Source organism: Variovorax robiniae, from assembly GCF_037889955.1.
Taxonomy (GTDB): Bacteria; Pseudomonadota; Gammaproteobacteria; order Burkholderiales; family Burkholderiaceae_C; genus Variovorax; species Variovorax robiniae.
This window is the reverse complement of record NZ_JBBKZS010000001.1, coordinates 306,441-330,701: the sequence shown is the minus strand read 5'-3', so window position 1 is coordinate 330,701 and position 24,261 is coordinate 306,441. Positions and strand designations below refer to the sequence as shown.

Here is a 24,261-nt window from a genome sequence, read left to right as displayed (position 1 = left end):
GGGGCGGTAGACAGCAACATCAGCTCACGATCCCCATGTGCCACGGCACGAACTCGTGGTTGCCCAGCCCCAGTTCTTCGCTCTTCGTCTTCTTCCCCGACGCCGCATCGAGGATGTGTTCGAAGATGCGCTGCCCCATCTGCTGCACATCCACTTCGCCGTCGAGCACTGCGCCGCAGTTGATGTCCATGTCCTCCACCAGGCGCGTGAACATCGGCGTGTTGCTGGCCAGCTTGATCGTCGGTGCGGGCTTGCTGCCGAACATCGAGCCGCGGCCGGTCGTGAAGCAGATCAGGTTGGCGCCGCTGGCGATCTGGCCGGTGGCGGCCACCGGGTCGTAGCCCGGCGAGTCCATGAACACGAAGCCGGCCTTGTCGATCGGCTCCGCGTATTCGTAGACCGCCTGCAAGGGCGTGGTGCCGCCCTTCATGGCCGAGCCCAGCGACTTCTCGAAGATGTTGGCCAGTCCACCGGCCTGGTTGCCCGGGCCGACCACGCCGTTGAACTGCCCGTTGTGGCCGCGCGTGTACTCCTCCCACCAGGCCAGGCGATCCAGCAGCTTCTGGCCGACTTCGGCACTGATGGCGCGCCGCGTCAGCATGTATTCGACACCATGGATTTCCGGCGTCTCCGACAGGATCGCCGTGCCGCCATGCCGCACGAGGATGTCCATCGCCGCGCCCAGCGCGGGGTTCGCGGTGATCCCCGAGAAGCCATCCGAGCCACCGCATTCCAGGCCGATCTTCAGGTGCGCCGCACTGACGGGCTGGCGCTTGACGTCGTTGGCCGCGGGCAGCATGGCCTCGATGGCGGCGATGCCCGCGGCGATCGTGGCACGCGTGCCGCCGGTGTCCTGCATCACAAAGGTCTTGACGTGGCTGCCCAGGGTCAGCCCTTGCGAGGCGACGAGGTCCGCCACTTGGTTGCGCTCGCAGCCCAGCCCGACGATCAGCACGCCGCCGAGGTTGGGATGGCGCGCATAGCCGGCGATGGTCCGGCGCAGCACGTCGAAATGCTCGCTGGGCGAGGACATGCCGCAGCCGCTGGTCTGCGCGAAGGCGACCACGCCGTCGATGTTCGGATACGGTGCGAGGCGCTCCGGCGTGAAGTGCGCGGCGATGTGATGGATGGCCGTGGCCGAGCAGTTCACCGAGGAGATGAGGCCGATGAAGTTGCGCGTGGCCACGCGGCCATCCGGGCGCACGATGCCCATGAAGGTGGCGCGCTCGGCCTCCGGCACATAGTCGACAGGCCGCACGTCCTCGCAGAAGCCGGGGTCGCGGTCGAAGTCGATCAGTTCCAGGTTGTGCGTGTGGACGTGCTCGCCCCCCTCGATGTCGCGCATCGCCGCGCCAATCACCGTGTCGTACTTGCGCACGGGCTCGCCGGCGGCAATGCGCCGCGCCGCGATCTTGTGGCCCGCCGGAACCTGGGCGCGCATGCGCAAGCCGAACTCGGGCAGTTCCTGGCCGAGCGCGATCGGCGCACGGGCGACCAGCACGTTGTCGTTGGCGTGCAGCTGGATCAGCGGCGAGACCGTTCGCTGCGGAGCATCAGGAAGGACGGCGGTCATGTTCGGTTCCTTGAAATGGCGCCGCGGTCGAATCGCCGGGCGCAGGGGTGAAAGACGGGTTCGACATGGAAACAGGCGATGTCATTTCGGCAGCGACGAGCCGCCGCAGACCTGGATGTCCTGCCCCGTGATCGGCGCTGCCGCATCGGAGACCAGGAATGCGACCAGCGCCGCAACCTCCTCGGGCCGGATCAGGCGGCCCATCGGAGGCAGCTTTGGTTGGGTCGATGCACGGGCCGGGTCCGCAAGCATCGCCGTGTCGGTGGCTGCGGGCGACACCACGTTGACCGTCACGCCCCGGGCCGCAACCTCCGCGCCCCAGCTGCGAGCCAGCGCGATCAGTGCTGCCTTGCTGGCCGCGTATTGGCTGCGCCCCGGCATGCCGCCGGAGACGCGGCTGCCAATCAGCACCATCCGCCCCTCGCCGGCAGAAGCCATTCGAGGCAGCAAGGCGTTGGCGAGCCGCGTCGTCGCATCCACATGCAGGCGCCACATCAGCGCGCCATCGTCGGCGTCCATGGCGCCCAGCGCCGCGGGACGCAAGACGCCCGACGCATGCACCACGGCCTGCGGGGTTCCGAGCTTGCCGACCAGGTCATCGACTTCGATTCCCACGCTCAGGTCGCAAGGCAGTGCGCTGAATGCCGGATGGTCGATATCGGCCGAGCCGCGCTGCACGCCGACCACCTGCCAGCCATCGGCCAGCAAGCGTTGGGCCACCGCCCGGCCAATGCCGGAACTGCTACCCGTGACGACAGCAACCGGCACCTCAGTCGACACGGATCTTCCCTTCGCTGATGATCTTCTGCGCCTTCGCCATGTCTTCCTGCTCGAACTTGACGAAGTCCGCGACGGAGCCGCCATTGACTTCCAGCCCCTGGCTGACCAGCTTCTCGCGCATGTCGGTCGAGAGTGCCTTGTTCACTTCGGCATTGAGCTTGGCCACCACTTCCGCCGGCAGCTTGGCCGGGCCCCACAGGCCGTACCAGCTGTAGAACTCGTAGCCGGGAATCGTCTCGGCCACCGTCGGCACGTCCGGCATGCTCGGCAGGCGCGACTTCGACGTGACGGCCAGCAGGCGCAGGCGACCCGATTTTGTGTAAGGCGCCGAGCCCAGGATCGGATCGATGAAGCCATTGATCTGTCCGCCAATCAGGTCCTGGTAGGCAGGTGCCGAGCCCTTGTACGGAACGATCATCAGGTCAGCGTTGCCCGACCGCTTCAGCAGTTCCGTCGACAGGTGGCCGGCGGAACCGGTCGAGCCGATGGCAAAACTCAGCTTGCCGGGGTTGGCCTTGGCATACGTGATCAGGCCCTTGATGTCCTTCGCCGGTACGTCGTTGTTCACCGCGACACCCAGCGGCGCCTTGGCCACCAGTGCGATCGGCGCGAAGTCCTTGATCACGTCATACGGCGCCTTCATGGTCATCGGGGTCGTCGCATGGGTCGAGGGCGCGAAGAGCAGCGTGTAGCCGTCGGGCTGGGACTGCTTCACCGCAATCGCGCCGATGGTGCCGACGCCGCCCGGCTTGTTGTCGACGATGAAGGTCTGGCCCGTCTGCTCGCTGAGCTTCTGCGCCAGTTGGCGGCCCACCACGTCGAGCGTTCCGCCCGGCGGGAACGGGATGATGATGGTCACCGTGCGGGACGGATAGGCATCGGCCCAGGCCCCGCCAACGGTGGCGGCCAGGGTTACGGCGACGGCCGCACGCAGGAAGTTCGCTCGCTTGATCATGGTGTGTCTCTCTTTATGGGTTTGATGGGGGTCGATGTCACTGTCCGGAGGCCTGCGTGATCCAGTCCGGCATCACCCGCGCATGCCGGATGTGCTTGCGGAACACGGTGTAGGCCACGTGCAGGGCGCCGTCGGCGGTCTGCCGCAGCGACGGGTAGGAGTACTCGCGATTGAGGCCGCGGGCGGAGTCGTTGCTCATGCACCAGCCGTCGCCGGTTTCGAGGTTGCGTTGCCAAGGCCAGGTCTGGCCGTCGTCATCCGACAGCGCGAACGTCATCGGTGCGCGCGGCGCGCCCCAGAAGGCGCGGCGCATCGTCTTCGGCGGCGCTTCCACCACGGCGGCTCCGTCGGCCGAAGTCGCCTGGTCTTCGAGCTCGTCGTACAGCGAATCGCGACGCTCGGTGGCATCGGCTGCGCTGCTGGCGTTGAGGATCATGGCCAGCCGGCCGTCGGCCAGGCGCAGCGCCTGGATCGACGAATTGTTGTTGGGCAGCGTGGTCGGCACGGGCTTGCGCCAGGAGAGGCCGCCGTCGTTGCTGCGCGTCATGTAGATGTTGTCGGCCCAGCGGCTGCGGAAGAAGCCGAGGAGGCCATTACCAGCGGCGGCGGGAACGATGCTCATGTGCACGCAGCCCACGCTGTCCGGCACCGGGATGCGCTGCCACGTTGCGCCGTGGTCGGTCGAGCGCAAGACGGCGCTTTCGTCAAGGCTGCCGTCCCATTTCTGGCCGGGGACGACACGGCAGTCGAAGATCGGCAGCAGCCAAGTGCCATCGGTGTGCACATGGATGGGCTGGCGCACGAAGGTGCCGGCGGGTGCATCCGCAACCGTCTCGGCCGGGCCCCAGGTCCGCCCGTTGTCGTGCGACACGCGGCGGCGCACGATGGCCGTGTCCTGGTTGCCGGATAGCTGTGCCGTGTGCAAGAGCCATAAGGGACCGCCCGGCACGGGGAACAGGATCGGGTTCTGCTCCGAGCGCTCGGCGTCGTTCGAGAGTTGCACGGGCTGCGACCATTGGCCTGCTTCGGCATCCAGGCGAGCCATGTAGACGGAGATATCGGAGCGCCCTTCCATCGAGCCGCCAAACCACACGCAGGCCAGCGTTCCATCGTGCAGCACCATCAGGTTCGCGGCATGGGCCTGCACGCAGGCGGACGGGAGGTCCGCGACTTCACGACCGGGATCTTCGGGATGGGCGCGCAGCGCAGCATTGGACATTCGTTGTCTCCGTGTTCTGTTGAAAGGTTTCGGCGAGGCGATCAGGCCGCGCGCTTTGTCGGCCCGGCCACCACGTGTGCAGAAGGCAGTGCTTCCCCGGCGAGCGCATTCACGACGTTGCGCGCAGTCATGGTCGCCACCCGCAACGCGGCTTGGCGTGTGACGCCCGCGACGTGCGGGGTGAGGATGACGTTGTCGAGTCCGAGCAGCGGGTTATCCGCGCCGAGTGGCTCCACCTCGAAGGTGTCGAGGCCCGCGCCGCCCAGGTACCCGCTGCGCAGTGCGGCGACCAGCGCGGCCTCGTCGACGATCGGCCCGCGCGCCGTGTTCACGACGAGCGCGCCAGGCTTCATGAGCGCCAGTTCGCGTGCCCCGATGAGTCCGCGCGTCTGCGCCGTCAACGGGCAGTGCAGGCTGAGGATGTCGACGCGCGGCAGCAGCTTGTCCAGGTCGGCCTCGATCTCGAAGCCGTCGGCCTCGCGTCGCGTGCCGCTCATCACCACCACGTGCGCGCCGAGGGCCGATGCAAGGCGCGCCGTGCTGCGCCCGATGCTGCCGTAGCCGACGATGCCGACCACCGAGCCCCGAAAGTCCCGCCCGAGCCACGACGTGCCTTCCCAGCCACCGCCCTTCAGCTTGCGATCCAGCCGATGCAAGTCCCGCACGAGGGCCAGCATGAGCGCGACCGCATGCTCGGCGACCGCATCGGCATTGCCGCCCGGCGCCACGGCGACGGTGATGCCGCGACGCGCCGCCTCGCCCAGGTCGACACTGTCGACACCGGCGCCGTTCTTCGCGATGACTTTCAAGCCCTTCGCCGCTGCGAGAACGTCGGCCGTGAAAGGCTTGGACCCGCGCAGGATGACCGCGTCCACATCGCCCTGTGCGAGCCGGCTCGACAGGCTGGCTTCGTCGATGGGCTCGGCCATGAACTCAATGCCGGCGCCGGCATCGCGCAAGATCTGCTGCGCCTCCTGCATGAGGTGCTGGGCGGTCACGAGGACAGTGTGCTTGGGCATGGCAGTCCGTTCAGTTCTTGCTCAACAGTTCCTTGAGCTTGAGCCGTTCGATCAGCACCTTGTCCTTGGCGACGGAGGCTGTCACGTACTTTTCGTACTCCGGCGCATCCAGGTACATCAGTGGCGCGTCGATCCTCGCGCAGGCCGCGGAGAACTCCGGACTCGCCGCCGCGACCTTGAACGCCGCGCGCAACCGGGCCATCACATCGGCCGGGACACCCTTGGGCGCGCCGATGCCGTTGGGCGCATCGACCACCACGTTGTAGCCGGACTCCTTGAGCGTCGGCACGTCCTTGAACTCGGTGGTGCGCTGCTCGCCCCAGGTCGCCAGCAGGCGCAACTTGCCGGCCTTCACCTGCGGCGCCCAGGAACTCGAATCCGCCAGCAGATCGACCTGGCTGCCCATCAGGCCCTGCAACGCCTCCGAGCCGCCCTTGTACGGAATGGCGTTGAACTTGACACCCGCGGCCATTGCGAACTCTTCCATGCCCACGTGCGTGGCGCCGCCGAGGCCCGCGGTGCCGTAGGTGATCTTGTCGGGATTCGCCTTGGCATCGGCGACCAGGTCCTTGAGCGTCTTCCAGGGCGCGTCGGCGCGCACGGCGATGCCGAAGGTCTGGCCGGAGACGCGAGCGATATAGCTCAGGTCCTTGATCGGGTCGAGCTGCACCGTGCCCAACTGCGAGAAGCGCGTCACCGAGATCGGGATCTGGCCGATGGTGTAGCCGTCGGGCCTCGCCAGCGCGAGCGCCTTCAGGCCGATCATCCCGGAGGCGCCTGCCTTGTTGTCCACCACCACCGACTGCCCGAGTTCCTTCGCCGCGGCAGCGCAAAGTGCGCGCATCGTCACATCGGCGGTTCCGCCCGCGGGCCAGGGGCAGATGAAGGTGACCGGGCGATCCGGGTAGCCCGCGGCAAACGCACGGGTCGAGGCCAGGGGAAGGGTTGCGGCAGCGAGGCTGTGCAGCATGAACTGGCGGCGAGTGTTTCGCATCTTGTCTCTCGTTGTTCGGTTCGTGGAGGGCCGATTGTTGGCTGTCTCTTCATTACAATCCAATCAAATATCCGACTCTCTTCATTCCGTTCAGGTTATGGAGCTTCAATGGCCGATATCGACCGCGTGCTGCGGTCCAACCTCAAGCTGCGGCACCTGCAATTGCTGGTGGCGCTGGATGAATTCCGGCACCTGGGCCGCGCCGCCGAATTCCTTTCCGTCAGCCAGCCGGCGGTCTCGAAGACGCTGGCCGAGATCGAGCGCATGTTCGATCTCAGCCTGTTCGTGCGGTCCACGCGCGGCACGGAACCCACGGCCTACGGCGTGGCCGTCGTGCGCTTTGCCCGCTCGGTACTGGCCGACTACGGCCGCACGCGCGACGAAATCGATGCCGTAGCGGGCGGCGCCTCCGGGCGCGTCAGCGTGGGGGCGATGGTGGTGGCCACGCCCGGCTTGCTGGTGCGCGCCGTCGCGATGCTGAAGCAGCGCTCCAGCCAGACCACGGTGATGGTGGAGGAAGGCGACCTCACGCGGCTGCTGCCGCGCCTGCGCGTCGGGGAGTTGGATCTGTTCGTGGGCCGCCTGGAGCCCGGCTATGCGTCACCCGACCTGGACACCGAGGCGCTCTACGTCGAACCGATGTGCATCGTCATGCGCCCCGACCACGCGCTCGTGCGCGACACGAAGCTGGACTGGGCCAAGCTCGCCGCGCTGCCCTGGGTCGTACCGCCGCCCTGGGCCTCGTCACGGATCAAGCTGGAGCAGATGTTCTACAAGCACGGGCTCGCGCCGCCGGTCGACATCGTGGAGACCGCGTCCTTCATGGTCACGCTGACCTTCGTGCGCGAGCGTCCCGCGGTGGGCTTCCTGGCGCGCGGCGTGGCGCGCCATTTCGAAAGCGAGGGCCTCCTGAAGATCTTGAATCTGGAGGTGCCGATCGAACTGCCGCCGGTCGGCATGATCACCTTGCGTGGAAGAAGCCGAACACCCGCGACGGAGCAATTGATGGCCTGCCTGCGCGCGACCGCAGCAGAAATTCCTACGGATTCAGCGCCTCGCGCAAAGCCCGCGCGGCATCGGCCTGCGCGACCAGCGCTTCCGGAATCGCGCGACCCATCTTGACGAATTCGTGGATCACGCCGCGGTAGATCTCCAGGTCCACCGGCACGCCGGCGGCGCGCAGCTTGTCGGCATAGGCGATGCCCTCGTCCACCACCGGATCGCATTCGGCCAGGCCGATCCAGGCCGGCGCGACGCCTTCGAGGTCATCGGCCAGCAGCGGTGCAAAGCGCCAGTCATCGCGGTCGGCCGGGCTGCGCACATAGCCATCAAAGAAGTAGTCGATCAGCGCCTTGGTCAGCAAGGGCCCGTCCGCGTACAGGCGGTGCGAATCGGTGTCCTGGTGCGCTGCGACGCCCGGGTAGAACATCAGTTGCAAGGCGATGGGCAGCCCGATGTCGCGCGCCATGATGGCGCAACCCGCCGTGAGCGCGCCGCCGGCACTGTCGCCCGCAAGTGCGAGCCGGCTGGCATCGAGGCCGCGCGCCCTGCCCTCCTGCGCGATGTGCTGGACGGCGTCCCATGCATCGTCGGATGCGGTCGGAAACTTGTGCTCGGGCGCGAGCCGATAGTCGACTGAAATCACGGCGCAGCCGGCGTCGCGGCTCAGCACACGGCACAGCGTGTCATGCGTGCGGATGTTGCCGACGGTGAAGCCACCGCCGTGGAAGTACACGAGCACCGGCAACACATCCGCGGAAGGCGCGTAAAGCCGCACCGGGATCGCATGGCCATCGCGTGCCGGCACCGTGAAATCTTCGATCCTCGCCAACGGCGGCTTCGGCACCTCGAGTACGCCGGCGCCCTTCTCATAGGCATCCTTGGCCTCGTCGGGCGTCATCGCATTCAGCGGCGGATGCCCGGCGCGCGCCATGCGCTCGACCACACCTGCCATCTTCGGCGTCAGCGCTGCCTTGCGCGCCATCATCACCGGAAGCTCACCGACACCGACTGAGCGCCGGGCAGTCCGTCATAGCTCACCTGCACCGACTGTCCCGCCTTCGGCGTCAGCAAAGGCGAGAAGGAGCCCAGGCTGATCAGGTCCCCGGGTCGCATCGAGAGGCCTTCCTTCGCCAAGGCGTCGGCGAGCCAGACTACGGCGTCCAGCGGCTGACCCAGGATGTCGCTGCCCTTGCCGCGCGCCAGTTCCGCGCCGGTGCCGCTGTCGGTGATGCGCACCGTCATGTCGCGCAGCGATTCCAGCAGATAGGCTTGCGCAAAGTCGGCTTGCGGCACGAGCACCGCGAGCCCCTTCACGCCGAGCCGCGCGCCCGCGTTGATGGCCGTCACGCCAGGGCCATTCAGGGCGGTGGTCGACTGCACGGTGAGGTCGGCAAGCTCGATGAAGGGCACGATCTGGTCGATGGCCGCCATCACATCGGCCGATGTCTTTGCACGGTTGATGGCCTCGCTGCGCACGCGCACCAGCAGGTCGGCTTCGTAGAGCGGGCGCGCGCCGAAGGCCGCGTCCACCGTCGCGCCGTTGTCCAGGACCATGCCCTGGTAGAGCACGCCCCACACCGGTTTGTCGTAGCCGAAGCGCTTCTGGATGTTCGCATTGGTCAGCCCCGCCTTGAACCCGATCGGCGTACCGTACCTGGCCAGAAGCAACTTGTTCAGCTTGGCACGCGTGCAACTGGCATCGGCCTCGCTGAAGTCCTGCGGCGGATTCGCGGCCGGCGTCCTTGCGGCCATGGCGGCGGCCATTGCGGCCACGTCGGCATCGCTCATGCATTCGGCCTGCGCGCCCGACGCCAGGACTGTGCCGAGCGCGACAGCCACGGCGGCGGCAAGGGTATGTTTCATGTTCACGAAGGTCTGCGCTTTGTTAGATTGGCGGTTCGCATCCTACCGTTGCGCCACTGACCTCCACCCCTCCACCCAAGCATGGCCCTCATCCAGTACCTCACCCAAGTCCAGTTCGAGTTCGGCGCGATCCAGTTGCTGTCGGCGGAATGCGCGCGCATCGGAATCAACCGGCCCATGATCGTGACTGATGCGGGCGTGCGCGCCGCGGGCGTCCTTCAGAAGGCGCTCGACGCACTGGGCGACCTGGAAGTGGCCGTGTTCGACCAGACGCCCTCCAACCCGACCGAAGCCGCGGTGCGCGCCGCCGTCGAGGTCTACCGCAACCACCGTTGCGACGGCCTCATCGCCGTCGGCGGCGGCTCGGCCATCGATTGCGCCAAGGGCGTGGCCATCGCCGCCACGCACGACGGCCCGCTCACCACCTACGCGACCATCGAAGGCGGCTCGCCCAAGATCACCGACCGCGTGGCCCCGCTGATCGCCGTGCCCACCACCAGCGGCACCGGCAGCGAGGTGGCGCGCGGCGCCATCATCATCGTGGACGACCACCGCAAGCTCGGCTTCCACAGCTGGTTCCTGATGCCCAAGGCCGCCATCTGCGACCCGGAACTCACGCTCGGCCTGCCGCCGCGCCTGACGGCCGCCACCGGCATGGACGCCATCGCGCATTGCATGGAAACCTTCATGTCGGCCGCCTTCAATCCGCCGGCCGACGGCATCGCGCTCGACGGCCTGGCGCGCGCCTGGGGCCACATCGAACGCGCCACCAAGGACGGCAGCGACCGCGAGGCGCGCCTCAACCTCATGAGCGCCTCGATGCAGGGCGCGATGGCCTTCCAGAAGGGCCTGGGCTGTGTGCACAGCCTGAGCCACAGCCTGGGCGGCGTCGACCCGCGCCTGCACCACGGCACGCTGAACGCCCTCTTCCTGCCCGCGGTGATCCACTTCAACGCCGGCGCCGAATCCGTGCAGAAGGAGCACCGCCTGCAACGCATGGCGCAAGCGATGCACCTCGATTCGGCCGGCGACCTCGGCGATGCGATCCGCGACATGAACGCGCGCCTCGCCCTGCCTGCCGGCCTGGCGGAAGCCGGCGTGACGAGCGACCTCTTCGAGAAGATCATGGACGGCGCCATGGCCGACCACTGCCACAAGACCAACCCGCGCCTGGCGACGCGGGACGACTATCGGGCGATGCTGGAAGCGTCGATGTAGGGAGCACAAGCCATGGCCCACGATCCGCACGATCACGATCATCACCACGACGATGATCACAGCGAACTCGGCGCCATGGACCTTCGTGTTCGCGCGTTGCAGAGCGTGCTCACGCAGAAGGGCTACATCGACCCCGCCGCGCTCGATGTCCTCATCGACACCTACCAGACGAAGATCGGTCCGCGCAACGGCGCGCGCGTGGTAGCCAAGGCATGGGTCGATCCGAAGTTCCGCGACTGGCTGATGCGTGATGCCACCGCCGCCATCGCATCGCTCAGTTTCACTGGCCGGCAAGGCGAACACATGGTCGCCGTCGAGAACACCGATGACCAGCACCACATGGTCGTCTGCACGCTGTGCAGCTGCTATCCGTGGCCGGTGCTCGGCCTGCCGCCCACCTGGTACAAGAGCGCGCCCTACCGTTCCCGCGCCGTGAAGGACCCGCGCGGCGTGCTCGCCGAGTTTGGTGTCTCGCTGCCCGACGACACGGCCATCCGCGTCTGGGATTCGACCGCCGAGGTGCGCTACCTCGTGATCCCGCAGCGCCCGGCCGGCACCGAAGACTGGAGCGAAGAAAGGCTGGCGGAACTGGTCACGCGCGATTCGATGATCGGCACCGGGCTCGCACGCGCTCCGGGAGCCGGCGAATGAACTACACCAGCCACGCAGACCTCGGCGGCCGGGACATGCCGGGCCGCATCGTGCCCGAGCCCGAAGGCGAACGCTTCCACAACGCCTGGGAACCGCGCGTGCTCGCGCTGACGCTGGCGATGGGCGGCACGGGCTCATGGAACATCGACCAGAGCCGCAGCATCCGCGAGACGCTACCGGCCTATGCCCGCATGTCCTACTACGAGATCTGGCTGGCCGCGCTGGAACGGCTGATGGTGGACCGCCAGCAGGTTCTGCCGGACGAAATCGAGGCCGGCCGCATGCTCTATCCACCGCGCGAGACCAAGCGCGTGCTGCACGCGACGGAGGTTGCAGCGGCACTGGCCCGAGGGTCGCCGACCGTGCGCGAGGTCGCCGCGCAGCCACGCTTCCAGGCCGGCGACCGTGTCCGCACGCGAGCCGGTCACGTCGAGCACCACACCCGCCTGCCCGCCTACGCCAGCGGGAAGGTCGGCACCATCGAGCACCTGCACGGCGCCCATGTCTTCGCAGACGCCAACGCACAAGGATTCGGCGAGCAACCGCAATGGCTCTACACGGTGGTCTTCGACGGGCGCGAATTGTGGGGCGCGGATTCCGCGTCCGGCCTTCGCGTCTCGGTCGATGCGTGGGAAAGCTACCTGGAGCGGGCTGCGTCGTGAGCGTCGCGACCGACCGTCCCACGCAAGATCCGGCGCCCCTGGGCCCGCAAGGACACGCCATCGCCGAGCCTGAGGATTCCATGTCGGCCTTCCCGCCGCTCTCCTTCGACGGCATGCCCTTGCAGGATGGCGAACCGGTGTTTCGCGAACCCTGGGAAGCACAGGCCTTCGCCATGGCCGTGTCCCTGCACGCGCAGCAACTGTTCACCTGGCCGGAATGGGCCGCGGCGCTCGCTGCTCAAATCAGCTCGGCGCAAGCGGCCGGCGACGCCGATCTCGGCGACACCTACTACCGTCATTGGCTCGCCACGCTGGAAGCGCTGGTCGCCAGCAAGGGGGCCGGCTCGGCCGAGGAACTGGAGCGCTATCGGCTCGCCTGGGACCACGCGGCGGACCGCACCCCGCACGGCCAGCCCATCGAGTTGCGCGACGAGGATTTCAGGTCTACTTGACCTGCTGCTTGCCCAGCTTGCGCGCCAGGGTCCGGCGGTGCATGCCCAGCCGGCGCGCGGTTTCCGAGATGTTGAAGCCGGTGTCCGCCAGCGTCTCGTGAATACGCTCCCATTCGAGCGTCTTGATCGACGACGAGCGATTGGTCAGCGCCACTTCCACGTTGCCCGAGGAACGGCCGAATGCAGCCTCGATGTCGTCCGTGTTCGACGGCTTGGCCAGGTAGTGGCAGGCGCCGAGCTTGATCGCCTCGACGGCAGTGGCGATGCTCGCAAAACCGGTCAGCACCACGATCAGCGTCTCCGGGTTGCGGGCATGCAAGGCCTGCACGCAGGCCAGCCCCGAGGCCTGGCCGTTCAGTTTGAGGTCGACCACGGCGAACCCCGGCGAACAGGTCCGCAACAGCAGGTTGACCTCTTCCAGACTCGACGCAAGCACCACCAGGTAGCCGCGGCGCTCGAACGAGCGGCCGAGCGTCCGTGCGAAAGCCGCGTCGTCCTCGACGATCAGCAAAAGGCGTTCATCGGCCTTCATTGTTCTTCGTTTTCCTCAAGCGTAATGGCGGCCAGTGGCAGGGAGATGGTGACAACCGCCCCGCCAACCGTCCGATTGTGTGCATGGACGCTGCCGCCGAGCGTGCGCGCCACGTTCAATGACAGAAACAAGCCAAGACCACCGCCGGGCCGACCCTTGCTGGATTGATAGGGCTTGCCGAACTGCGCCAGCATTTCCGGGGCGAATCCAGGACCGGAGTCGGTGATCATGATGAGCAGCGAACCGCCCGACCGTGTGGCTTCGAGGCAACACCAATGTGGCGACGCCTCCAGCGCATTGTCCAACACATTGCAAATCATCTGTTTCACTGTCGAGTCCGACACCATCGGCAAGTCTTCGGTGAACCGGTTGTCATAGGTGAACCATTGCACAGAACGCGTGTCGCGCCATTCAGCGACCAACTCGTCGAGGAAGGTGCACACCGTGGTCTTCACCGACGACTCGCCGCGTGCCTCGCCCGCGGACAGCAGGATTCCGCTCACGATGGTCTTGCAGCGCTGCACTTGTGCCTGCATCTCGCCCAGTTCCTGGAGCAACTCGCGATCGGCGACGAAAGGGCTCATGCGGCGCCAGTCGCCCAGGATGACCGCCAGCGTGGCCAGCGGCGTTCCCAATTCATGCGCCGCGCCGGAGGCCAGCAGCCCCATGCGCACCACGTGTTCCTCTTCGGCCGCGCGTTGTCGCAAACTGGCCAGGCGGGCGTCGCGTTCGCGCAGGTTGCCGCCAATGCGACTGATGAAGATCACCAGCAACGCCCCATCGAGGGCAAAGCAAATCAGCATGCCCTGCACATAGGGGCTCGAGAGGCCGCCCGCCTGGTCGAGCGGCAGCGCCAGCGGCTGGCCGTAAAGCGCCAGTCCGCCAAAACAGCCGATGGTGATTCCGACCAGGGTCCACGTGGCGCGGGGACTCAACAGCACCGCCCCCAGGTTGACCTGCAGCAGGTACAGGAAGATGAAAGGGTTGGAAGCGCCGCCACTCAGGTAGAGCTGCGCCGTGAGCGTGGCCACGTCGACCAGCAAGGCCACGAACAGTCGACGGTTCGTCACCTCCTTCGGGCTGCGCCACCGCACCATGCTCGCGATGTTGAACACCGCCAGCGCAGCCAGCACCGCCAGCATCGTCTCGATGGGCAGCGGGATGTCGAACCCGTAGTGAACCACCCCGATGGTGAAGAACTGCCCGACCACGGCGATCCAGCGAAGCTGGATCAGCTGCAGCATGTTCTTGTGGCCGGTGACGTTGTCGACGCCCGCGGCATCGATGGTGATGGACTGGATTCCCATGCCCCTATCTTGCCGCCGCTTTGCCTCGCCGCTTTTGCTCGCGCCACACACGCCACGCCGCGGCGGCAACCATGAGCGCCAGCGCGTACCAGGTCAGCGCATAGACCAGATGGTTGTTCTGGAAACGGATGACCGTGAGCCCGCCCACAGGCCAGTCGCGCTCGCCAGCGGCCGGCGTCCCATCCGCATCGATGAAGTACGGCGCAACGTCCGCCAACCCCCTCGCGGCCGCGATGGCTTGCACGTCGCGCGAATACCAACGACCACCCGCCGCATCATTGCTGCGCAGGAACCCGCCCTTGGGCTCCGTCATGCGGAGCAAGCCGGTGACGCTTGTCTCGCCTGCGGGCTCCATTGCACTTCGCGCGGCGCGTTCCCGCGCCTCGGGCGGCACGAATCCGCGGTTGACGAGCACCACATGCCCATCGTGCGATTGGCGCAGCGGCGTCAGTACCCAGAAGCCGGCGCCCAGGGTTGTCACGGCCTGGACCAGCGTCTCCCGATCATGGAGGAAGGTGCCGCTCACGCGCACATGCCGGTACTCGTCGCGCGCCGCGCTGACAGTCGGCCAGCTCGCCGGCCCAGGCGCTGCGACCGCGGGTGCATGCACCCGCTGCTCGACCCGTTCAATGAGATCGAGCTTCCATGCCCTGCGCTCGACTTGCCATGTACCGAGCGCGATGAATCCCGCGAAGAGGAGAACTGCAACGGCGGCCGTGGCCGCCCGCGCGCCACCCCTCAAGGCATGTTCTTCATTTCATGGGGGGACATCGGCATCATGTTGTGGTTCAGGTGGAACATCACCCAGATCGAACCGGTCAACGTGATGACAACGAGGATCAAGGTGAAGGCCAGCGCTGTCATCGACCAGCCGCCCTCGACCTTCGTGTTCATGTGCAGGAAATAGATCATGTGCACGAAGATCTGCACGATCCCGAGCGCCAGGATGATCAGGATCGTCGTGCTCTGCTTGTCGAAGACCTTGCCCATGACGAGCCAGAACGGAATCGCGGTCAGGATCACCGACAGGAAGAATCCCTTGAGATAGCCGCTCAGCGTGCTGTGCGGCACCTCTCCATGGTGACCGTGATCGTCGTGGCCGTGGCCGTCGTGGGCGTGGTTATGGTCGCTCATCGTGAAACCTCCGTGCTGCGCACTGCGGTGCGAGCTTGCTTGGGGCGGCCCGGCGCGGCGCTCATGGCAGTGACCCCATCAGATAGACAAAAGTGAAGACACCGATCCAGACCACGTCCAGAAAGTGCCAGAACATCGACAGGCACAGCAGGCGGCGCTTGTTCGCTTCGATGAGCCCGTGCTTGCCGACCTGCACCATCAGCGTCACGAGCCAGATGATGCCGCAGGTGACGTGCAGGCCGTGCGTGCCCACCAGCGTGAAGAAGGACGACAGGAAGGCACTGCGTTGCGGACCGGCACCTTCGTGGATCAGGTGCGCGAACTCGTACATTTCGATGCCCAGGAAGGCCGCACCGAAGAGTCCGGTGACGAACAGCCACCGCTGCATCGAAGCCACCTTGCCCTTCTGCATCTCGAGGATGGCGAAGCCGTAGGTGATCGAGGAGAACAGCAGCATCGAGGTGTTGAGCGCAATCAGCGGCAACTCGAACAGGTCGGCGCCCGTCGGGCCCGCCGCATAGCTGCGGCCAAGCACCCCGTAGCACGCAAACAGGACCGCGAAGATGAGGCAGTCGCTCATCAGGTAGATCCAGAACCCCAGCATCGTGCCGTTCTCGACGTGATGCTCCTCCTTGAGGTAGAAGCTCACGGGCCCGGACGCCCGTGCGTTGACCATGGAAGAAGATGCGCTCATGTCAGGTGTTGCTGGCGAGCAAGCGAGTACGGGCGGCTTCGGTCCGGATGACCTCTTCGACGCCGACGTGGTAGTCACGCTTGTAGTTGAAGGTATGCACGATGACGGCGACGAACAGTGCGAAGAAGGACACGCCCGCGAGCAGCCACATGTGCCAGATCATGGCAAAGCCGAACACGACGCTGAGGCCGGCCAGGATGACACCGGCGCCGGTGTTCTTCGGCATGTGGATCGGAATGAAGCCGTCCTGAGGCCGCACGTAGCCGCGCTTCTTCATGTCGTACCACGCGTCGTTGTCATGGATCACCGGCGTGAAGGCGAAGTTGTAGGCAGGCGGCGGCGACGAGGTCGACCATTCGAGCGTGCGGCCATCCCACGGGTCGCCCGTGTTGTCACGCAGCTGTTCGCGGCGCATGAAGCTCACGACGAGCTGGATCAGGAAGCAGGCGATGCCGATGGCGATCAGGAAGGCGCCGAAGGCCGCGACCTGGAACCAGATCTGCAGGGACGGATCGTCGAACTTGCTCAGGCGCCGCGTCACGCCCATCAGGCCCAGCGCATAGAGCGGCATGAACGCGAAGTAGAAGCCGATCAGCCAGAACCAGAACGAGCACTTGCCCCAGAACGGATCGAGCTTGAAGCCGAAGGCCTTCGGGAACCAGAAGGTGATGCCCGCCATCAGGCCGAACAGCACGCCGCCGATGATCACGTTGTGGAAGTGGGCGATCAGGAACAGGCTGTTGTGCAGCACGAAGTCGGCCGGCGGCACTGCCAGCAGCACGCCCGTCATGCCGCCGATCACGAAGGTGACCATGAAGCCGATGGTCCACAGCATCGGCACTTCATAGCGGATGCGGCCGCGGTACATGGTGAACAACCAGTTGAAGATCTTCGCCCCGGTCGGGATGGAGATGATCATGGTCGTGATGCCGAAGAAGGAGTTCACGCTGGCGCCCGATCCCATCGTGAAGAAGTGGTGCAGCCACACGAGGTACGACAGGATCGTGATCACGACCGTGGCATAGACCATCGACGAGTAGCCGAACAGCCGCTTGCCCGAGAAGGTCGACACGACTTCGGAGAACACGCCGAACACCGGGAGCACCAGGATGTACACCTCCGGGTGACCCCAGATCCAGATCAGGTTCACGTACATCATGGCGTTGCCGCCCAGGTCGTTCGTGAAGAAGTTGAAGCCCAGGTAGCGGTCCAGCGACAGCAGCGCGAGCACGGCGGTGAGAACCGGGAAGGCGGCGACGATCAGCACGTTGGTGCACAGCGCGGTCCAGGTGAAGACGGGCATCTTCATGAGGCCCATGCCCGGGGCGCGCATCTTCAGGATGGTCACGACCAGGTTGACGCCCGATAGCAATGTTCCTATGCCCGCCAGCTGCAATGACCATATGTAGTAGTCGACCCCCACATCAGGGCTGTACGCCAGGCCCGACAGCGGCGGATAGGCCAGCCAGCCAGTGCGCGCGAACTCGCCGACGAACAGCGATGCCATCACCAGCACGGCGCCCGTGACAGTCATCCAGAAGCTGAAGTTGTTGAGGAACGGAAAGGCCACGTCGCGCGCGCCGATCTGCAGCGGCACGACGAAGTTCATGAGGCCCGTGACCAGCGGCATGGCCACGAAGAAGATCATGATCACGCCGTGGGCGGTGAAGATCTGGTCGTAGTGGTGCGGCGGCAGGTAGCCTTCATTGCCATTGAAGGCGATGGCCTGTTGCAGGCGCATCATGATGGCGTCGGCAAAGCCGCGCAGCAGCATCACGATGCCCAGGATGATGTACATGATCCCGATCTTCTTGTGATCGATGCTGGTGAACCATTCGCGCCACAGGTAGCCCCAGAGCTTGAAATAGGTCAGTGCACCCAACACGACGATGCCGCCGAGCACGACGGCGGCAAAGGTCGCGATCAGGATGGGTTCGTGGAACGGGATGGCCTCCCACGTCAGGCGGCCGAAGATGAGCTTGGTGAGATCCATAGGGATTGCGGACGCCTGATCAGTTGGTGCGAGGAGATGCGTTCGACACGATGGGATCTGTCGGATCGTTGATGCTGCACATGGCGGCGACGTAGGTGCGAGCCGGCTTGCCGCCGGCCACTGCGGGTTCCAAGGTCAGGTTGAAGGCGCTCGGCTTGCCGAGTCCTCCGCCTTGGTCGATGGCCATCATGTCCCGGATGCACATCTTGCCGGCTTCGACGCAGCGGTTGAGGATGGCGCCATAGAGGTCCGGCGCCACGTTCGCATAACGCTGGATCGGCACGGCCTCGCTGGGCTTTTCGAGCTGGAGGTAGCCGGCCCTGTCGAGCGAGCCGCCGCCGTCCTTCACCTTCTTCACCCAGGCTTCGAAGTTGTCCGCAGCCAGGCCGTGGAACTTGAACTTCATGTGAGAGAAACCGGCACCGCTGAAGTTGGCGGAGAAGCCTTCGAACTCTCCCGGCTTGTTGATGACGGCATGCAGCTTGGTTTCCATGCCGGGCATGGCGTAGATCTGGCCGGCCAGCGCGGGAATGAAGAACGAATTCATGACCGTGGAAGACGTGATCTTGAACTGGATGGGCCGGTCGACCGGCGCCGCCACTTCGTTCACCAATGCAATGCCCTGCTCCGGATAGATGAACAGCCACTTCCAGTCGAGCGAGACCACTTCCACGACAAGTGGCTGCACGCTGGGCGCGATGCCGCGCTTCTTGTCGAGGCGCTTGAGTTCACGGTACGGGTCGAGCGTGTGCGTGCTGATCCAGGTGATGGCGCCGAGCGCGATGATGATCAGCAGCGGAGCCGCCCAGATCAGCAGTTCGAGCTGCGAGGAATGGTCCCAGTCCGGCTGGTACTCTGCCTCCTTGTTCGAGGCGCGATAGCGCCATGCGAAGACCAGCGTGAGGATGATGACCGGGACGATGATGAGGAGCATCAACACGGTCGAGACGATGATGAGATCCCGCTGCTGGAGTGCGATGTCGCCCGACGGGCTCATCGTCACCCAGTCGCAGCCCGCCAGCAAGGCGGCTGCGGGCAGCAGAGTGAGACCACGAAGGTACTTGAGTGAAGACATGCCGTGCGGGGTAGTAAGCGTGATCGAGAACGCGCAGAATCTACGTCCAATGGCGCGCGAAGGGCATTGGACGTTTTGTCCTATGGCAAGATTTATCAAGCAATGCGACCCTCCGTGTTTTGTGTGACCACACCCTAATCACAAGCGAGCACGATGTCCAGCATCAGCCAACAACAAAATGACCTGTCGCCACGCGGCATGGAGCACGACGTCAGCAAGCTCAATTCCGGGCATACCGGCGTGGCCCCCAGCGAGATCGCCGTCGGCGTGATTGTCGGCCGGGCCTCCGAGTATTTTGACTATTTCGTCTACGGCATCGCCTCCGTCCTGGTGTTCCCGGGCGTGTTCTTTCCCTTCGAGGAACCGCTGGAAGGCACGCTGTATTCCTTCGTCGTATTCGCCCTCGCATTCATTGCGCGGCCGTTCGGCACGATCCTCTTCTTCAACATCCAGCGACGCTGGGGTCGCGGAGTCAAATTGACGGCGGCGCTGTTCATGCTCGGCTTTGCGACGGCGGGTATCGCCTTCCTGCCGGGCTACGAAAGCGTCGGGCCCTGGGCGATCGTGCTGTTGTCGATCCTGCGTTGCTTCCAGGGCATCGGCCTGGGCGGCTCGTGGGACGGCCTGCCGTCGCTGCTGGCCCTCAATGCACCGCCCAAGCGGCATGGCTGGTACGCCATGATCCCGCAACTCGGCGCGCCGATCGGCTTCGTCATCGCGGCCGGCCTGTTCCTGTACCTCTATTCCGAACTGACGCCCGCCGACTTCATGGATTGGGGCTGGCGCTATCCGTTCTACGTGGCCTTCACGATCAACGTGGTGGCGCTGTTCGCACGCCTGCGGATCGTCGTGACCGACGACTATGAAGAGTTGCTCGACAAGTACCAGCTGCACCCGGTCGAGAAGGTCAGCGAACTGCTCGACACCAGCGGCGGCAGCGTCGTGATCGGTGCGTTCGCCGCGCTCGCCAGCTATGCGCTGTTCCATCTCGTGACGGTGTTTCCGCTGTCCTGGCTCATCGTGAATTCCTCCCAGGCGATCGATGACATCCTGATCGTGCAGATCATCGGTGGCGTGCTGGCCCTGTTCGGCGTGATGGCTTCGGGCTGGATCGCCGACCGCATCGGCCGCCGGAGCACGCTGGGCACGATGGCGGTGCTGATCGGCGTCTTCGCGGCGCTGTCGCCCTTGATGCTGGGCGGGCAGGTCGTTCACCAGAACATCTTCATCCTGGTCGGTTTCGTGCTGCTGGGCTTGTCGTATGGGCAGTCCGCGGGCGCCGCGACTGGCAACCTGGAGCCCAAATACCGCTACACGGGCGCTGCGCTGACCTCCGATCTGGCGTGGCTGATCGGCGCGGCATTCGCGCCGCTGGTGGCCATCGGCCTGTCATCCCGCTTCGGCCTGGTGGCACTGAGCGGCTATCTGCTGTCTGGCGTGATCTGTACCCTGCTGGCGCTGCGCATCAACCGCTCCCTGAACAAGGACTGATCGAGAGCGACCTCGGTCGCTTCACACGCTACAGCGCGCCGACCTGGGCCAGGTCGGGCCGCGCCAACCATTCCTGCCACTCATCCGCGAGCCGGTGCGCCTCGGCCGCCGCCTTGCGCCAGGCCGCCACCCTGCCCTGCACGTCGTTGCCGTAGCGCAGGAAGTCATTGCGGTCGGGCAACTTGCCGTTCGGCAGCGTCTTGACCCAGTCGGTGTCGGGAGCAAGCAACACCATGCGGTCCAGAAAGTGTGTCGACTTGTGGCGCCACTTCAGGCCCTTGTCGAGCCAGCCGGGCACCACCGCCTTCTGGAAGTGCGGGTACAGCACGATGCCGTCGTCGTTGCTGTAGTTCAGGTGCAGGTGGTAGTCGGTGATGCCGCCATCCCAGTAGGCGCCGGGCGGCGCGCCGGGGATGTCGTGCACGGCTTCGAGCATGAATGGAATGGAGCACGAAGCCTGCAGTGCCGGCGCGAAGTTGGCTTCGTCCAGCGCCACCTGCCGCGTACGGAAATCGCGCGTGGCAAAGGGCAATGCCGCACCGGGGCTCGAGAACACCACGCGTTCCAGCCACGCGCCGAGGCTGCGGCGATGCACGCTGTTGGTGACGAAGGCACCGAGGTACCCCACCGGCGTTCGCGCCGGACCTTCGCGGCCGAGGATATGGCGACCGCGCGAGGTGATCACATGCAGTCTGAAGCGCGGATGGTGCGTGACCTCACCCACGCGGCCCGCAAAGAATCCGCGCAAGTCATTCCCGAACTGCCGGCTCACCTGCTCCGCGCTCGCGCGCTTCTGGCCCTCCGGCACATCGAAGTGCTGGTGGATGTAGCCGTGCTCGAATTGCTCGAGGGCGGTGGTCACGTCGTCCAGGCACGCATTCGCCAGGCGCCAGGCGCCGATGGACGCGCCCACCAGGTCGACCGGCTGCGTCGACCGGGGCAGCCATTCGCCGAAGGTGAAGCGGTCGAGCGGCCCGAGGATCAGGCCCTTCGGGCCGCCCGCCGCGCCGGGGATCGTGCGCACATGCTGCGGCAGCAAGCCGTGCCGGGCGATGTGTTCACGTGCGAGGGGGCCGGCATGGATACGCAGCGCTTTCATGCCGCGCGATCAAGCAATATCCATGCGCCGGCAGGGCACGCACGAGTGCGTGCCAATGACACGCGTATCAACAAACTCACGTGGCCGCCTACTTGCGCAGCCCCTGCAGCTTGGCGAAAGCATTGGCCATCTGGTTTGCGGGCTGCGGCGTGGTGTCGCGACGTGAGCCCTGCTGCTGCTGGCGGCGGCTGGCGCCTTCGAAGCGGTTGTCACGCGGACCGTCGCGGCGCGGCGGCGCGGCGTCGAGCTTCATCGACAGGCCGATGCGCTTGCGCGCCACGTCGACTTCCATCACCTTGACCTTGACGATGTCGCCGGTCTTCACGACCTCGCGCGCATCGTTGACGAACTTGTGCGAGAGCTGGCTCACGTGCACCAGCCCGTCCTGGTGTACGCCCAGGTCGATGAAGGCGCCGAACTGCGCGACGTTGCTCACTGTGCCCTCGAGCACCATGCCTTCGACCAGGTCCTTGATGTCTTCGACGCCATCGTTGAAACGGGCAACCTTGAAGTCGGGGCGCGGGTCGCGGCCGGGCTTCTCCAACTCGCCGAGGATGTCCTTCACCGTGATGACGCCGAACTTCTCGTTGGCGAAGAGTTCGGGTTTCAGCGTCTTGAGCATTTCGGCGCGGCCCATCAGCTCGGTGATCGGCTTGCCGGTCTTGACCATGATCTGCTCGACCAGCGGGTAGGTCTCGGGATGCACGCCGGTGATGTCGAGCGGATTGCTGCCGCCGCGCACGCGCAGGAAGCCGGCGCTCTGCTCGAAGGCCTTGGGGCCGAAGCCGGTGACTTCGAGCAACTGCTTGCGCGTGGCAAAGGCGCCGTTGGCTTCGCGCCAGCGCACCACCGCCTTGGCCACGCTGGCCGACAGGCCCGACACGCGGCTCAGGAGCGGCACGCTGGCCGTGTTGAGGTCCACGCCGACGGAGTTCACGCAGTCTTCCACGACCGCATGCAGCGTGCGCGTGAGCTCGCTCTGGTTCACGTCGTGCTGGTACTGACCAACGCCGATGCTCTTGGGGTCGATCTTCACAAGTTCGGCCAAGGGGTCCTGCAGGCGGCGCGCGATGCTGGCGGCGCCGCGCAGGCTCACATCGACATCGGGCATTTCCTGCGACGCGAATTCACTCGCCGAGTAGACCGAGGCGCCGGCTTCACTGACCACCACCTTGTCGATGGTCATCGCAGGGGCGCCGGCTTGCGCGGCCATCTTGCCGAGCAGCTTGATGAGGTCGGCAGCCAACTTGTCGGTCTCGCGGCTGGCGGTGCCGTTGCCGATAGCGATGAGGTTCACGCCGTGCTTGGCGCAGAGCTTGCCGAGCGTGTGCAGCGAGCCTTCCCAGTCCTTGCGCGGCTCGTGCGGAAACACGGTGGCCGTCTCGACCAGCTTGCCGGTGGCATCGACCACCGCGACTTTCACGCCCGTTCGGATGCCGGGGTCCAGGCCCAGCACGACGCGCGGGCCGGCCGGTGCGGCCAGCAGCAAGTCGCGCAGGTTGTCGGCGAAGACCTTGATTGCGACCTTCTCGGCTTCTTCGCGCAGGCGGGTGAACAGGTCGCGTTCGGTCGACAGCGACAGCTTCACGCGCCAGGTCCAGGCGACGGCCTTGCGGATCAGGTCATCGGACGCGCGGCCTGCATGGCTCCAACCGAGGTGCAACGCGATCTTGCCTTCGGCAATCGACGGCTTGCCCGGCTCGGGCTCGACCGGCAGCACCAGCTTGGCATCGAGGATCTCCAGCGTGCGGCCACGGAACACGGCCAGTGCACGGTGCGAAGGCACGCGGCCGATGGGCTCGTCATAGTCGAAGTAGTCGCGGAACTTGGACACGTCGACGTTGTTCTCGTCCTTGCCGGCCATCAGCGACGACTTGAAGAGACCTTCGTTCCACAGCCATTGGCGCAGCGACTGCACCAGCACCGCGTCCTCGGCCCAGCGCTCCGAGAGGATGTCCCGCACGCCGTCCAGCACCAGTTGCACCGTCGAGAAATCGAGTCCGTCGGCGGCCGGCTTGACGAAGGCCGCGGCTTCTTCCTGCGGGTTGAGCGTGGGATTGGCGAAGAGCTTGTCGGCCAGCGGTTCGATGCCGGCCTCGCGCGCCATCTGGCCCTTGGTGCGGCGCTTGGGCTTGTAGGGCAGGTAGAGGTCTTCCAGTTCCTGCTTGGTCGGTGCGAATTCGATCGCGGCGCGCAGTTCCGGCGTGAGCTTGCCCTGTTCCTCGATGCTCTTGAGCACCGCGGCGCGGCGGTCTTCCAGTTCGCGCAGGTAGGCGAGACGCGCTTCGAGTTCACGCAACTGGACGTCGTCGAGGCCGTCGGTGGCTTCCTTGCGGTAGCGGGCGATGAAGGGAACCGTGGCGCCGCCGTCCAGCAGGTCGATGGCGGCCTTGACCTGGTGCTCGCCGACTTTGATCTCTGCTGCAAGCTGGCGAATGATTTTCTGCATGTCTGAACCGTGTCCCGAAGCGCGCCCAAGGAGGCGGCGCGAATAAAGCGGGCGAGTTTGCCACACCAGCCCGGCGCTCATTTCCGGCTAATTCTTCTC

General features: G+C 65.9%; 23 protein-coding genes. 6 read left to right on the top strand and 17 right to left on the bottom strand.

Annotated elements, in window-relative coordinates; all coding sequences use genetic code 11:
- Positions 1-19 precede the first annotated feature (19 nt).
- From WKW79_RS01405 to WKW79_RS01380, 6 genes are all read right to left on the bottom strand, one after another.
- Positions 20-1,573 carry a UxaA family hydrolase gene (locus WKW79_RS01405; protein WP_340333305.1) on the bottom strand — a complete coding sequence of 518 codons (1,554 nt, stop codon included), beginning with the start codon at positions 1,571-1,573 and terminating at the stop codon, positions 20-22.
- Positions 1,574-1,654: 81 nt separating this feature from the next.
- Complete coding sequence (locus WKW79_RS01400) at positions 1,655-2,353, bottom strand: SDR family NAD(P)-dependent oxidoreductase (protein ID WP_340333304.1); 699 nt, start codon at positions 2,351-2,353, stop codon at positions 1,655-1,657.
- On the bottom strand, positions 2,343-3,305 hold the full coding sequence (locus WKW79_RS01395; RefSeq protein WP_340333832.1) for a Bug family tripartite tricarboxylate transporter substrate binding protein: 963 nt from the start codon (positions 3,303-3,305) through the stop codon (positions 2,343-2,345). The genes WKW79_RS01400 and WKW79_RS01395 overlap by 11 nt, the downstream gene beginning before the upstream one ends.
- A 40-nt stretch (positions 3,306-3,345) precedes the next feature.
- Positions 3,346-4,527 carry a sialidase family protein gene (locus WKW79_RS01390; RefSeq protein ID WP_340333303.1) on the bottom strand — a complete coding sequence of 394 codons (1,182 nt, stop codon included), beginning with the start codon at positions 4,525-4,527 and terminating at the stop codon, positions 3,346-3,348.
- A gap of 41 nt (positions 4,528-4,568) precedes the next feature.
- On the bottom strand, positions 4,569-5,546 hold the full coding sequence (locus WKW79_RS01385; protein WP_340333302.1) for a hydroxyacid dehydrogenase: 978 nt from the start codon (positions 5,544-5,546) through the stop codon (positions 4,569-4,571).
- Between the two features lie 10 nt (positions 5,547-5,556).
- Entirely contained in the window at positions 5,557-6,540 is a 984-nt protein-coding gene (locus tag WKW79_RS01380) for a Bug family tripartite tricarboxylate transporter substrate binding protein (protein ID WP_340333301.1), read from the bottom strand.
- 108 nt (positions 6,541-6,648) lie between these two features.
- On the opposite strand from WKW79_RS01380, the gene WKW79_RS01375 reads away from it, so the two are divergent.
- Positions 6,649-7,662, top strand: a complete 1,014-nt coding sequence (locus WKW79_RS01375) for a LysR substrate-binding domain-containing protein (protein ID WP_340333300.1) — start codon at positions 6,649-6,651, stop codon at positions 7,660-7,662.
- Here WKW79_RS01375 and WKW79_RS01370 read toward each other — a convergent pair.
- Both WKW79_RS01370 and WKW79_RS01365 read right to left on the bottom strand, forming a co-directional pair.
- Entirely contained in the window at positions 7,580-8,527 is a 948-nt protein-coding gene (locus WKW79_RS01370; protein WP_340333299.1) for an alpha/beta hydrolase, read from the bottom strand. The genes WKW79_RS01375 and WKW79_RS01370 overlap by 83 nt on opposite strands.
- The gene (locus WKW79_RS01365; RefSeq protein ID WP_422823782.1) at positions 8,527-9,411 is read right to left on the bottom strand and encodes a 2-keto-4-pentenoate hydratase; all 885 of its coding nucleotides are present in this window, start codon (positions 9,409-9,411) and stop codon (positions 8,527-8,529) included. The genes WKW79_RS01370 and WKW79_RS01365 overlap by 1 nt, the downstream gene beginning before the upstream one ends.
- Before the next feature lie 75 nt (positions 9,412-9,486).
- Between WKW79_RS01365 and WKW79_RS01360 the strand changes: the two genes are divergently transcribed.
- The 4 genes from WKW79_RS01360 to WKW79_RS01345 are packed head-to-tail and all read left to right on the top strand — an operon-like array spanning position 9,487 to position 12,388.
- Positions 9,487-10,623, top strand: coding sequence for an iron-containing alcohol dehydrogenase (locus WKW79_RS01360; protein ID WP_340333297.1), 1,137 nt, complete (start codon positions 9,487-9,489; stop codon positions 10,621-10,623).
- 12 nt (positions 10,624-10,635) lie between these two features.
- Positions 10,636-11,274, top strand: a complete 639-nt coding sequence (gene nthA / locus WKW79_RS01355) for a nitrile hydratase subunit alpha (RefSeq protein ID WP_340333296.1) — start codon at positions 10,636-10,638, stop codon at positions 11,272-11,274.
- Entirely contained in the window at positions 11,271-11,936 is a 666-nt protein-coding gene (nthB, locus tag WKW79_RS01350; protein ID WP_340333295.1) for a nitrile hydratase subunit beta, read from the top strand. Before nthA ends, nthB begins: the two co-directional genes overlap by 4 nt.
- Positions 11,933-12,388, top strand: a complete 456-nt coding sequence (locus WKW79_RS01345) for a nitrile hydratase accessory protein (RefSeq protein ID WP_422823781.1) — start codon at positions 11,933-11,935, stop codon at positions 12,386-12,388. Before nthB ends, WKW79_RS01345 begins: the two co-directional genes overlap by 4 nt.
- Here WKW79_RS01345 and WKW79_RS01340 read toward each other — a convergent pair.
- From WKW79_RS01340 to cyoA, 7 genes are all read right to left on the bottom strand, one after another.
- Complete coding sequence (locus tag WKW79_RS01340; RefSeq protein ID WP_340333294.1) at positions 12,381-12,920, bottom strand: response regulator transcription factor; 540 nt, start codon at positions 12,918-12,920, stop codon at positions 12,381-12,383. The genes WKW79_RS01345 and WKW79_RS01340 overlap by 8 nt on opposite strands.
- A complete protein-coding gene (locus WKW79_RS01335; protein WP_340333293.1) occupies positions 12,917-14,227 on the bottom strand; it encodes an ATP-binding protein in 1,311 nt (436 codons plus the stop codon). Before WKW79_RS01335 ends, WKW79_RS01340 begins: the two co-directional genes overlap by 4 nt.
- A gap of 4 nt (positions 14,228-14,231) precedes the next feature.
- Positions 14,232-14,969, bottom strand: a complete 738-nt coding sequence (locus WKW79_RS01330; RefSeq protein ID WP_340333292.1) for an SURF1 family protein — start codon at positions 14,967-14,969, stop codon at positions 14,232-14,234.
- Entirely contained in the window at positions 14,966-15,361 is a 396-nt protein-coding gene (gene cyoD, locus WKW79_RS01325) for a cytochrome o ubiquinol oxidase subunit IV (RefSeq protein ID WP_340333291.1), read from the bottom strand. The genes WKW79_RS01330 and cyoD overlap by 4 nt, the downstream gene beginning before the upstream one ends.
- Before the next feature lie 61 nt (positions 15,362-15,422).
- A complete protein-coding gene (cyoC, locus tag WKW79_RS01320) occupies positions 15,423-16,037 on the bottom strand; it encodes a cytochrome o ubiquinol oxidase subunit III (RefSeq protein WP_340333830.1) in 615 nt (204 codons plus the stop codon).
- 19 nt (positions 16,038-16,056) lie between these two features.
- Complete coding sequence (cyoB, locus tag WKW79_RS01315) at positions 16,057-18,048, bottom strand: cytochrome o ubiquinol oxidase subunit I (protein WP_340333290.1); 1,992 nt, start codon at positions 18,046-18,048, stop codon at positions 16,057-16,059.
- Between the two features lie 19 nt (positions 18,049-18,067).
- On the bottom strand, positions 18,068-19,123 hold the full coding sequence (gene cyoA, locus WKW79_RS01310) for a ubiquinol oxidase subunit II (protein ID WP_340333289.1): 1,056 nt from the start codon (positions 19,121-19,123) through the stop codon (positions 18,068-18,070).
- Between the two features lie 198 nt (positions 19,124-19,321).
- On the opposite strand from cyoA, the gene WKW79_RS01305 reads away from it, so the two are divergent.
- Positions 19,322-20,614, top strand: a complete 1,293-nt coding sequence (locus WKW79_RS01305) for an MFS transporter (RefSeq protein WP_340333829.1) — start codon at positions 19,322-19,324, stop codon at positions 20,612-20,614.
- Positions 20,615-20,642: 28 nt separating this feature from the next.
- Here the strand turns inward: WKW79_RS01305 and WKW79_RS01300 are convergent, their stop codons facing one another.
- Both WKW79_RS01300 and WKW79_RS01295 read right to left on the bottom strand, forming a co-directional pair.
- A complete protein-coding gene (locus WKW79_RS01300) occupies positions 20,643-21,713 on the bottom strand; it encodes a phospholipase (RefSeq protein ID WP_340333288.1) in 1,071 nt (356 codons plus the stop codon).
- A gap of 88 nt (positions 21,714-21,801) precedes the next feature.
- Entirely contained in the window at positions 21,802-24,162 is a 2,361-nt protein-coding gene (locus WKW79_RS01295) for a Tex family protein (RefSeq protein ID WP_340333287.1), read from the bottom strand.
- Positions 24,163-24,261: the final 99 nt, after the last annotated feature.

Excerpts from the sequence above, each read along its gene's own strand:
- WKW79_RS01405 (WP_340333305.1), bottom strand. The coding sequence starts at position 1,573 with ATGACCGCCGTCCTTCCTGATGCTCCGCAGCGAACGGTCTCGCCGCTG.
- WKW79_RS01390 (WP_340333303.1), bottom strand. The coding sequence starts at position 4,527 with ATGTCCAATGCTGCGCTGCGCGCCCATCCCGAAGATCCCGGTCGTGAA.
- WKW79_RS01385 (WP_340333302.1), bottom strand. The coding sequence starts at position 5,546 with ATGCCCAAGCACACTGTCCTCGTGACCGCCCAGCACCTCATGCAGGAG.
- WKW79_RS01380 (WP_340333301.1), bottom strand. The coding sequence starts at position 6,540 with ATGCGAAACACTCGCCGCCAGTTCATGCTGCACAGCCTCGCTGCCGCA.
- WKW79_RS01375 (WP_340333300.1), top strand. The coding sequence starts at position 6,649 with ATGGCCGATATCGACCGCGTGCTGCGGTCCAACCTCAAGCTGCGGCAC.
- WKW79_RS01370 (WP_340333299.1), bottom strand. The coding sequence starts at position 8,527 with ATGATGGCGCGCAAGGCAGCGCTGACGCCGAAGATGGCAGGTGTGGTC.
- WKW79_RS01360 (WP_340333297.1), top strand. The coding sequence starts at position 9,487 with ATGGCCCTCATCCAGTACCTCACCCAAGTCCAGTTCGAGTTCGGCGCG.
- nthA (WP_340333296.1), top strand. The coding sequence starts at position 10,636 with ATGGCCCACGATCCGCACGATCACGATCATCACCACGACGATGATCAC.
- nthB (WP_340333295.1), top strand. The coding sequence starts at position 11,271 with ATGAACTACACCAGCCACGCAGACCTCGGCGGCCGGGACATGCCGGGC.
- WKW79_RS01340 (WP_340333294.1), bottom strand. The coding sequence starts at position 12,920 with ATGAAGGCCGATGAACGCCTTTTGCTGATCGTCGAGGACGACGCGGCT.
- WKW79_RS01335 (WP_340333293.1), bottom strand. The coding sequence starts at position 14,227 with ATGGGAATCCAGTCCATCACCATCGATGCCGCGGGCGTCGACAACGTC.
- cyoD (WP_340333291.1), bottom strand. The coding sequence starts at position 15,361 with ATGAGCGACCATAACCACGCCCACGACGGCCACGGCCACGACGATCAC.
- cyoC (WP_340333830.1), bottom strand. The coding sequence starts at position 16,037 with ATGGTCAACGCACGGGCGTCCGGGCCCGTGAGCTTCTACCTCAAGGAG.
- cyoB (WP_340333290.1), bottom strand. The coding sequence starts at position 18,048 with ATGGATCTCACCAAGCTCATCTTCGGCCGCCTGACGTGGGAGGCCATC.
- cyoA (WP_340333289.1), bottom strand. The coding sequence starts at position 19,123 with ATGTCTTCACTCAAGTACCTTCGTGGTCTCACTCTGCTGCCCGCAGCC.
- WKW79_RS01305 (WP_340333829.1), top strand. The coding sequence starts at position 19,322 with ATGGAGCACGACGTCAGCAAGCTCAATTCCGGGCATACCGGCGTGGCC.
- WKW79_RS01300 (WP_340333288.1), bottom strand. The coding sequence starts at position 21,713 with ATGAAAGCGCTGCGTATCCATGCCGGCCCCCTCGCACGTGAACACATC.
- WKW79_RS01295 (WP_340333287.1), bottom strand. The coding sequence starts at position 24,162 with ATGCAGAAAATCATTCGCCAGCTTGCAGCAGAGATCAAAGTCGGCGAG.